Here is a 9859-nt window from a genome sequence, read left to right on the forward strand (position 1 = left end):
CTAGGGACAAGCAATTGTCCTTGGTGGCGTAAATGAGGGGAAGAACAGAGTCGGAATTTTGTTCCGTTTGGTAAAATATACAAAAACCAGAGAGGGCTGACTCCAAAAGTCCGCTTTTTGGCGGACTTTTGGGTCAGCCCCGTTTTTCCATTGAGACAGCCTCCTGCCGCCAGCTGGCTGCTTTGCACCGGGCAAATGTTAAGCAAACAGGCGAATGAGTTCATTAATCGACAAGACGGCAAACAGCGCCAGACAAAGAACGAGCAGCGCATTCGAGAGCCAATGGTTGCGCCCTTTTTCTGGAAGCGCTTTTTTCGAATTGAGCAAATAAAGAAGCGTCACAGCCAAAAATGGCATAAACAGCGCGCCGAGCGCCCCGTAGGCGATGATGAGTCCGACCGGCTTGCCGATGAAATGCAAGAGCATCGGCGGGAAGGTGAGCCAAAAGACGTAGAAGCGGAACGCTTTTGACTGGTTGAGCGATTCAGCGCCAACCGGCGTTTTCCGCATGTTGCGAACAAAATCGGCGAACAAATACGAAACGCCGTTCCAAACGCCGATGACCGATGTAAATGACGCCGACCAAAAGCCGAGCAAAAAGAGCCAACGGGCAGCCGGGTGCAGCTCGTTGCCCATGATCGAAGCGAATGACACAAGCCCCTGCTCGCCGCTGATCGTCGTGTCAGTGCCGTACAACAAGGCGGCGCCCCAAGCACGAGAAGCGACAACATAAAGATGGCGGTGACAATATAAGCGACAGCGGGATCATAGCGCATCGGCGATACGTAAGCTCGCCCTTTCCAGCCGTTTTCCTGTAGCCAATATCCGTATGACGCCATGGTGATAGAGCCGCCGACGCCGCCGATCAGCCCCGGGCCGATCATCGTCCACTTCGATTTCCCTTTTTTCTCTTCCCCCTTGTTGCAAATGGATTCCAAAAGTTCCGTATATTCGATATTATAGTAATAGTATAAACTGCTCCTTGTCTACCGCTGAAAGACCCATTCATTACTATAAAAGGAGTTTGATGTCATGGCGATTTACGAGCCGCTGCTTCCCCCTTTTGAAAAGGTGGTCCGCAACATTGAGCAAGTCATTGTCGGAAAACGCGACGTCATCATCCTCAGCTTAACAGCGTTATTGGCCAAAGGCCATGTGCTGCTCGAGGATGTGCCCGGCGTCGGCAAGACGATGTTGGTGCGTGCGCTGGCGAAATCGTTCAACGTGGAGCTGAAGCGCATTCAGTTTACGCCGGATTTGCTGCCGAGCGATGTGATCGGCGTTTCCGTCTACAATCCGAAAACACAGCAATTTGAGTATAAACCCGGACCGATTGTCGCCCACATCGTGCTCGCGGACGAGATCAACCGGACGTCTCCGAAAACGCAATCGGCGCTCCTGGAAGCGATGGAAGAAGGAAGCGTGACTGTTGACGGCGTCACCCGGGCGCTGCCGCAGCCGTTTTTGGTGATGGCGACGCAAAATCCGATTGAATATGAAGGAACGTATCCGCTCCCCGAGGCCCAGCTTGACCGGTTTTTAGTGAAACTGCACATGGGCTATCCGTCTCCCGATGAGGAAATCGAAATGTTAAACCGTCTCGAAAAAGCGGCGCCACTTTCGGAGATCGGGCCGGTGATGCCGCTTGATGAACTGCTCACTCTGCAGCGAAAGGTGATGGGCGTGCATGTGAGCGACACCGTGAAGCGGTATATCGTCGATCTCATCCAGCAAAGCCGTGTGCACGAAGCGGTCTATTTGGGCGTCAGCCCGCGCGGGGCCGTCGCTTTGATGAAGGCGGCGCAGGCGTACGCGTTCATCCATGGCCGCGATTTTGTCATCCCTGATGATGTGCAGCACCTTGCTCCCTACGTGCTGGCTCATCGCCTGCTTATTCGTCCGGAAGCGAAATGGGACAAGCTTGATGCCACTGCCGTCATCAAACAGCTTCTAGCCTGTACGCCGGTGCCGGTGCAAGGACGGCGATAAAAGCGATGAACGCGAAGCGAATGAAGAAGGGGAGGCGTTGGCTCCCGCTTGTTGGATTGTTGCTGTTGACCGCCATCTTGTTTTCCTATGCCATGTTTCAAGGCGGATTTGTCAGCTGGTTTTTGTTTTACAGCTTTTTGCCGTTTGGACTGCATGCGTTTGCCGTCGCCTTGTATCCGATCAGACGCGTTGCGGTAAGCCGGACGGTGCCGGCGAAGCGCTATCATGCAGGAGAACCGATTCCGGTGACGGTCCGCATGGAGCTGCCTTGGGCGATTCCGCCCGCTGCCCTCACCGTTTCGGGCCAGGAGCCGCGGCATGGAGGGGCGATGGCCGCGTGGCCGTTTCGACGCCGCCTTTCTTGTGCGTGGTCGCTCTCGTTGCCGCGCGGCCGCCATCAGTTGGACATCGTGCGCCTCGAGGCTTCTGACGCCCTCGGCTTTGTGAACAAAGCAGAATCGTTTTCGGCGCCGTGCACGATCATCGTGTATCCCCGCTATTGGCCTTGGCCGGCAGAAATGGTGCGTGAATGGTTCGCCTATGGAAAAGAGGCCCGCCCGCTTGCTTACCGCCGCGATCTGGCGGTGGCGGCCGGCGCCCGCGAGTACGCGCCCGGTGACAAAATGTCGTGGGTGCATTGGAAGGCGTCAGCGCGAAGGCAAGCGTTGATGACAAAAGAGTTCGATGAGCCGCGCAATGACGATTGGATCGTCGTGCTCGACGGCGCCGCATCGCCATGGTTTGAGGAGCTTGTCACGCTGGCGGCGTCCATCGCGAAAGCGTTGATCAATGAAGGAGTCCCAGTCGGCCTGCTCGTGACTGGAAAAGCCCGTTCTTATTTAGCGCCGCGGCGAAGCGAGGAGCAGTGGCCGTCGCTCCTTCTCCGTCTGGCGGAAGCGGAGGCGAACGGATCAGCGCCGCTTGCGTCTCAATTGGCGGAGGAGGGGAACTGGAGAACAGCGGCCGGTTGCGTGGTCGTGACGTCGAGGTTATCCGCCGAGTTGGCTGCGCAGCTGCGAGCGATGGCGTCAAAACGCTGCATAGTGTTGTATGTGGTCAACCGTGAATGGGGAGAGGACGAGCGGAGGTGGGCGGACGGACTCCGCCATGCGGGGGTGCACGTATCCCACATGCCCCCTCAATCATGGCAAACTGTCCGGCAAGGAGGAGAAGACGGATGAGGCGGTTAGGGACAAGGATGTTGTCTGCTATGCTGCCCAACGTCCTAGCGGCTTGGCTGCTCACGGAATGGCTTTGGCCGTTGGAAGACGTGACGGATACAGCGCATATTAGATTGTTTGCGGCCTTTGTCGCCCTTTGCTTCGGGATGTATTGGCTCCGCCTTCCGATCTGGCTGTCCGCTTTGGGGAAAGCGGGATATATATGGTGGTCGCTCGCTTGGCTGTTTTCGTTCCATTCGGCCGCCTCGCTGCCGTATTCCTTATGGCGGGATGGCGCGGCTTGGCTGCAGGGGGGACGCTTGTCCATGCCGAGCGATGCCGTGCGCACCTTTGCCTTTTTTCTGCTGCTATGGGCCATCTCGTTTCTGTTTCATTGGCTGATTGTCCAGAAAAAACGGTGGTTTGTCCCATACGCATTGACAGTTGGGTATATCGCTGTGCTTGATACGTTTTTTCCGTATAGCGGGAACGACGCGATCGTTCGCCTTGTGGCGCTTGGCTTTTTCGCCTTCGTTTGGCTGCATGGCGAGCGGCTGCAGGCAAAAGCGCCGTCTTTTCGCATCGGAACGTGGCGGGCGGCCGCTCTGTTCATTCCTGCCGTCGCTCTTGCGGCTGGGTATGCGGGACCGAAGCTGCCGCCGCAATGGCCGGATCCGGTTGCGTTTATCCGCAGCGATCATGCCCAGCCGGAAGAAACGAACGATGACTCGCCTTCTCCTGGCGTGGCAAAAGTGGGATACGGACAGAATGATTCCCGCCTCGGCGGGCCGTTTATCGCGGATGATACCGTCGTCTTTACGGCGAAAGATCGAGGGCTTCATTACTGGCGGATTGAGACGAAAGATATTTACACCGGCAAGGGATGGGAAGTGTTTCCGAGCGAGCAAGTCCGCTCGTTTGCCAACGGCGAAGAGCTCAAGTATGAATGGTGGAGCGATCAAGTTGAGACAGTGGAGCAAAAGGCGGAGATCGAGCGGCGCAATCAAGGGTTTCATCTCGTTTATCCGCTTGGGTTGCGGCGGGTGGAAGCAGCCGAACCGGTCGTGTACCGTATGGATGTGGCGACAGAGAAAATTTATACGACCGATGACAGGTCGAATGCGTTCCCTGTTGGCAAGTATTCATTGACCTATTGGGAGCCGGATTTTCCGATTGCGGCGTTGCGCGCCGCGCCCCCAGTTCGAGACCCTCTTCTGTTGAAACGATATACGCAGTTGCCAAAGACGCTTCCGCAAAGGGTGCGCGACTTGGCGAAGCAAATCGCCGCCGGAGAACAGACGGCTTACGACAAAGTGAGAGCCATTGAGCAGTATTTTCAACTTGGGCAATATACGTACGAAACAAAGGATGTCGCCGTTCCAAAAGAGAACGAAGATTACGTCGATCAATTTTTATTTGAAACAAAACGGGGGTATTGCGACAATTTTTCGACTTCTATGGTCGTGCTCGTGCGTTCGCTCGGCATTCCGGCGCGCTGGGTGAAAGGCTATACGTCCGGAAGGCTTGTCAGCGAGCAAGACGGGGAAAATCTTTACGAAATCCGCAACCATGACGCTCATGCGTGGGTTGAGGTGTATTTTGAAGGCGTCGGCTGGGTGCCGTTTGAGCCAACGCGGGGGTTTGTCAACCCGTATGCGTTTTCACTTTCTCAACAGAATGAGGAGCAACAAGCGCAGCCCTCGCAGCCGGAACTACAGGAACAGCCGCGCGTGCCGCTCGAACAATTGATCAAACGATCATCGCCAGAGCAAGACCGCCATTGGTGGGAGAAGCTGGCCGACAGTTGGTCATGGCAAATGGTGCTGGGCGTGTTCGCGATGCTGGCGGCATTGGGCGGAACGATTTACACGACAAGACGAAAATGGTGGCCGCGCCTTACGCTCCTTCGATTCCGCCGCCGCCAAGTTGACGGCCCGGAATGGCTTGTCCCCGCTTACTTGGCATTGTTGCGTCAGCTGCATGACTACGGGCTGAAACGAAAAGAAGAGGAAACGTTGCGTCAGTATGCCATCCAAGTGGATCGTTTATTCGAAACCGATGAAATGGAACGTTTGACCAAATCGTATGAACAAGCGGTCTACGGCGCAAACAGCAGCCGGATCGACCTCCGTGAGGCGCGTCAATTGTGGGAAAATTTAATAAAAAGGACGATCTCTTGACCGCCTGCCGGCAAGTTGATAGAATGAATTCAAATTTGCATACGGATAGACGAAAGCCCTTCATATAAGCGCAAGAATATGGCTTGCGCGTCTCTACCGGGCCGCCGTAAACGGCCCGACTATGAAGGCAGAAGACGCTGCTATTCTGCCTTCATCCATGTTTTGGGCAACGGCAGCGTTTATTTTTTGGACGGGGTGGAGAACATGAATCAAGAAATGATCGTCGTATTGGACTTCGGAAGCCAATATAACCAACTGATCACCCGCCGCATCCGTGAATTTGGCGTGTACAGCGAATTGCATCCGCATACGATTCGCGCCGACGAGATTCGCGCGTTGAACGCCAAGGGGATCATTTTTTCCGGCGGCCCGAACAGCGTATATGATGAGCAGGCGTTTCGGTGCGACCCGGCGATTTTTGAGCTCGGGCTGCCGATTTTAGGGATTTGCTACGGGATGCAGCTGATGGCGCACCACTTAGGCGGCAAAGTGGAAAAGGCGTCGCACCGCGAGTACGGGAAGGCGCTCATTCAAGTGAAACATGACTCCCTGTTGTTCCACGGTTTGCCGGACGAACAAGTCGTCTGGATGAGCCATGGCGATTTGGTTACCGCTCCGCCTGACGGCTTTGTCGTAGATGCCACAAGCCCTTCCTGCCCGATCGCAGCGATGAGCGATGAACGGCGGAAGTGGTATGGAGTGCAGTTTCATCCCGAAGTGCGCCACTCGGTCTACGGCAACGATTTGTTGAAGAAGTTTGTTTTCGATGTATGCGGCTGCCGGGGCGACTGGACGATGGAAAACTTCATCGATGAGCAGGTGCGTCGCATCCGCGAACAAGTGGGCGAAAAAAGAGTGTTGTGCGCCTTAAGCGGCGGGGTTGACTCGTCGGTTGCGGCTGTATTGGTGCACCGCGCCATCGGCGATCAGCTCACCTGCATTTTTGTTGACCACGGCCTTCTTCGCAAAGGCGAAGCGGAAAGCGTCATGAAGACGTTCCGTGAGCAATTCCAGATGAATGTCATCAAAGTCGATGCGAAAGACCGCTTTTTGGCGAAACTAAAAGGGGTCAAAGATCCGGAACAAAAGCGGAAAATCATCGGCAACGAGTTTATTTACGTCTTTGACGATGAGGCGGCGAAGCTTGAAGGCATTGAATTTTTAGTGCAAGGGACGCTCTATACCGACATTATCGAAAGCGGCACGGCGACGGCGCAAACGATCAAATCGCACCATAACGTCGGCGGTTTGCCGGAAGATATGAAATTCGAACTGATCGAACCGCTCAATACGCTGTTTAAAGACGAAGTGCGCGCTCTTGGCACACAATTAGGCATTCCGGACGAAATCGTTTGGCGCCAGCCGTTCCCGGGTCCGGGGCTTGGCATTCGCGTCCTTGGCGAGGTGACGGAAGAAAAATTGGAAATCGTCCGCGAATCGGATGCGATTTTGCGCGAAGAAGTGAAAAAAGCGGGGTTGGACCGCGACATTTGGCAATATTTCACTGTTCTTCCCGACATCCGCAGCGTCGGGGTGATGGGTGATGCCCGCACGTACGATTATACGGTCGCCATCCGCGCCGTAACCTCGATCGACGGGATGACCGCCGATTGGGCCCGCATTCCGTGGGATGTGCTGGAACGCATTTCAACGCGCATCGTCAACGAAGTGCCGCACGTCAACCGCGTCGTCTACGACATTACAAGCAAGCCTCCGGCGACGATTGAGTGGGAATAAAAACGAACAAAAGACGAGCATTTCCAAAGAAATGTTCGTCTTTTTTTCTTGACAAGCGACCGACAGGCTGATACAATAGCCGTGGAATCATGAATATTGTCGAATTCCGTCGTATAATCCCGGGAATATGGCTCGGGAGTTTCTACCAAGCTACCGTAAATAGCTTGACTACGAGGGATGTGAAATAGAGAGCCGATGTCCTCTCTCTGTTCGTCATTCCTTCTTAGTCAACGCTTCTGGTAGCTGCAGAAGCGTTTTTATTCTTTATAGGGGGGACAGACGTGAGAAAGTATTTTCAGTTTGATGAGCTCGGCACGAATTATCGGACGGAGATCATCGCCGGGCTGACGACGTTTTTGTCGATGGCGTACATTTTGTTCGTCAACCCATTTACCTTGTCGTTAGGGGCGGTGAAAGATTTTCCTGACGAACTGCGCATTGACCAAGGAGCTGTCTTTGTCGCCACGGCTTTGGCGGCGGCATACGGGTCGATTTTAATGGGAGTGCTGGCCCGCTACCCGATCGCCTTGGCGCCGGGGATGGGGCTGAACGCTTTCTTCGCCTTCACGGTCGTCTTGCATATGGGCATTCCGTGGCAAACGGCCTTGGCGGGAGTGTTTGTTTCCGGCATCATTTTTACGATTTTATCGCTCACCGGCGTTCGAGAAAAAATCATCGATGCCATTCCCGTTGAACTGAAATATGCCGTCAGCGCCGGAATTGGGCTGTTCATCACGTTCATCGGCCTGCAAAACGCCGGGATCATTGTGAATAACGACGCCACGCTGGTCGGATTGAGCGATTTGAAAGACGGCAATACGCTGCTCGCCATTTTCGGATTGTTCATCACCGTTGTTTTAATGGTGAAAAAGGTAAACGGCGGCGTCTTTTACGGCATGGTCATTACGGCTGTCGTCGGCATGATCTTCGGTTTAATTGAAGTGCCGAAGCAAATTGTCGGCGCGATTCCGGATATTTCGCCGACGTTCGGCGTCGCGATTGAACACTTGCCGGACATTTTCTCGTGGAAAATGCTTGGCGTCGTTTTGACATTCTTTATCGTTGACTTTTTCGATGCGACTGGCACCCTTCTAGCTGTCGCCAACCAAGCCGGGTTGTTGAAAAACAATAAACTGCCGCGCGCCGGCAAAGCGTTGCTTGTTGACGCGACAGCGGTGATGGTTGGGGCGGTGTTTGGCACATCGACGACGACATCGTATATCGAATCGTCGGCCGGCGTCGCTGCTGGAGGACGCTCCGGGTTTTCCGCGGTCGTGACGGGGATTTTGTTCTTGCTGGCGCTGTTCTTCTCCCCGCTCCTGAGCGTCATTACCGCACCGGTCACCGCACCAGCGCTCATCATCGTCGGGGTGTTGATGGCTTCGTCGATCGGCGAAATTGACTGGAAAAAGTTCGAAGTCGCTGTACCGGCATTCTTCACGCTCATCACGATGCCGCTTTCCTACAGCATCGCCACTGGGATTGCCGTTGGCTTCATCTTCTACCCGATCACGATGATTTTAAAAGGCCGCGCCAAAGACGTGCATCCGCTGTTATATGTGCTGTTTGTCGTCTTTATCTGTTACTTCGTCTTTTTGCGGGAATAGAAGAGGAATAAAGGGCTGTTCCTAAGGCGGATTGGCTGCCGTGGGAACAGTCTTTTTTTTGACAAGAGCGTAGCGGGGACGACAGAGTGTGGAAGGTGATGTACTATAATGGAAGAAATGATGAAAGGGGAATGAACGATGTTTATCCATCGCTTAGAGGAACATTCATGGCTAAAGTTGCTCACAATGGAAGATGCGGAATCGCTTTTTGCGTTAATTGATTCATGCCGCCCACATTTGCGTCAATGGCTCCCATGGGTGGATTCAACCCAAACAGTAGCGGATTCGAAAACGTTTATCTTTCAAGGGTTGCAGAAGTTTGCTGCTGGAAACGGCTTTGAGGCCGGGATTTGGCACCGCGGCCAATTGGCTGGTGTGATCGGAATTCATTATATGGATCGAGCGAATCGAAAAACGAGCATTGGCTATTGGCTTGGCGAATCGTTTCAAGGAATGGGGCTGATGACGAAAGCATGCAAGGCGTGCATCGACTATTTGTTTACAGAGCAAGGGATGAATCGCGTTGAAATCCGCTGTGCAACAGAAAATCACCGGAGCAGAGCGATTCCAGAACGGCTGGGATTTACAAATGAAGGAACGATTCGAGACGCGGAGTGGCTTTACGATCGTTTTGTCGACCATGTTGTGTACGGGATGCTAGCGAGAGAATGGGAGAAATGTGAATAAGGGGGTTTGGGGGATGCGGAAAAATGGCTCTTCCCCCATAAGGGATTGCATGTCTGATTCCATTGTGAACAATGCCATCATGGTAGTGGTAGTGCCGAAAAGCCATGCACATCTTTAAGGGATCTTGACCGACTCCCTTTGCAATAAACATTTGACATATCAAAATGGAGATGCTATATTAATAAAGCCGCTTCGATGCGGCAAAAAAAACAAAAAAGAGTGTTGACAAAAAAACGAAAAGATGATACATTATAATAGTCGCTTTTGAGGAAGTAATTCTTCTGGCGATGAAGAGATTGATCGTTCCTTGAAAACTGAACGAAACGAAGCGCGACGAAAAGCGGAGGTCCGCGGGTCACCGCGACGGGCAAATGTTCTTCGCCTGCAAGGGTGCTTGCACCCGGAAGGCGAAGGTTATTTGACCCCGAGCGGCGGCGGACCGAAGCTGGACAATACGAAAAGCGGAGGTCCGCATGGGCCGAAGCAAAAGCCAATCAAC

7 protein-coding genes and 2 riboswitches are annotated in these 9859 nt (G+C 53.8%); of the genes, 6 read left to right on the top strand and 1 reads right to left on the bottom strand.

The window, feature by feature from the left end:
- Positions 1-198 precede the first annotated feature (198 nt).
- The gene (locus IKE44_RS11290; protein WP_235434235.1) at positions 199-696 is read right to left on the bottom strand and encodes an Nramp family divalent metal transporter; all 498 of its coding nucleotides are present in this window, start codon (positions 694-696) and stop codon (positions 199-201) included.
- Between the two features lie 336 nt (positions 697-1032).
- Here IKE44_RS11290 and IKE44_RS11295 point away from each other — a divergent pair, with 336 nt between their 5' ends.
- From IKE44_RS11295 to IKE44_RS11320, 6 genes are all read left to right on the top strand, one after another.
- Entirely contained in the window at positions 1033-1989 is a 957-nt protein-coding gene (locus IKE44_RS11295; protein ID WP_049625458.1) for an AAA family ATPase, read from the top strand.
- Positions 1990-1994: 5 nt separating this feature from the next.
- Positions 1995-3170 (top strand): DUF58 domain-containing protein, encoded by a 1176-nt coding sequence (locus IKE44_RS11300; protein ID WP_049625457.1) that lies wholly within the window; start codon positions 1995-1997, stop codon positions 3168-3170.
- Positions 3167-5329: a transglutaminase TgpA family protein gene (locus tag IKE44_RS11305; protein WP_049625456.1), complete on the top strand. Its 2163-nt coding sequence runs from the start codon at positions 3167-3169 to the stop codon at positions 5327-5329. The genes IKE44_RS11300 and IKE44_RS11305 overlap by 4 nt, the downstream gene beginning before the upstream one ends.
- Before the next feature lie 40 nt (positions 5330-5369).
- A riboswitch (purine riboswitch) is annotated at positions 5370-5471 on the top strand.
- A gap of 62 nt (positions 5472-5533) precedes the next feature.
- The gene (gene guaA, locus IKE44_RS11310) at positions 5534-7066 is read left to right on the top strand and encodes a glutamine-hydrolyzing GMP synthase (RefSeq protein WP_033016815.1); all 1533 of its coding nucleotides are present in this window, start codon (positions 5534-5536) and stop codon (positions 7064-7066) included.
- An 89-nt stretch (positions 7067-7155) separates the two neighbouring features.
- Positions 7156-7257, top strand: a riboswitch (purine riboswitch).
- A 90-nt stretch (positions 7258-7347) separates the two neighbouring features.
- Positions 7348-8673, top strand: coding sequence for an NCS2 family permease (locus IKE44_RS11315; protein WP_049625455.1), 1326 nt, complete (start codon positions 7348-7350; stop codon positions 8671-8673).
- Between the two features lie 138 nt (positions 8674-8811).
- Positions 8812-9360, top strand: coding sequence for a GNAT family N-acetyltransferase (locus tag IKE44_RS11320; RefSeq protein WP_033016802.1), 549 nt, complete (start codon positions 8812-8814; stop codon positions 9358-9360).
- Positions 9361-9859 lie beyond the last annotated feature (499 nt).

The organism is Geobacillus sp. (assembly GCF_017515625.1).
Lineage (GTDB): Bacteria > Bacillota > Bacilli > Bacillales > Anoxybacillaceae > Geobacillus > Geobacillus stearothermophilus.

What these genes read in the sequence shown, in the direction of transcription:
- IKE44_RS11305 (WP_049625456.1), top strand. Translation starts at nt 3,167, where the DNA reads ATGAGGCGGTTAGGGACAAGGATGTTGTCTGCTATGCTGCCCAACGTC.
- IKE44_RS11300 (WP_049625457.1), top strand. Translation starts at nt 1,995, where the DNA reads ATGAACGCGAAGCGAATGAAGAAGGGGAGGCGTTGGCTCCCGCTTGTT.
- IKE44_RS11320 (WP_033016802.1), top strand. Translation starts at nt 8,812, where the DNA reads ATGTTTATCCATCGCTTAGAGGAACATTCATGGCTAAAGTTGCTCACA.
- IKE44_RS11295 (WP_049625458.1), top strand. Translation starts at nt 1,033, where the DNA reads ATGGCGATTTACGAGCCGCTGCTTCCCCCTTTTGAAAAGGTGGTCCGC.
- guaA (WP_033016815.1), top strand. Translation starts at nt 5,534, where the DNA reads ATGAATCAAGAAATGATCGTCGTATTGGACTTCGGAAGCCAATATAAC.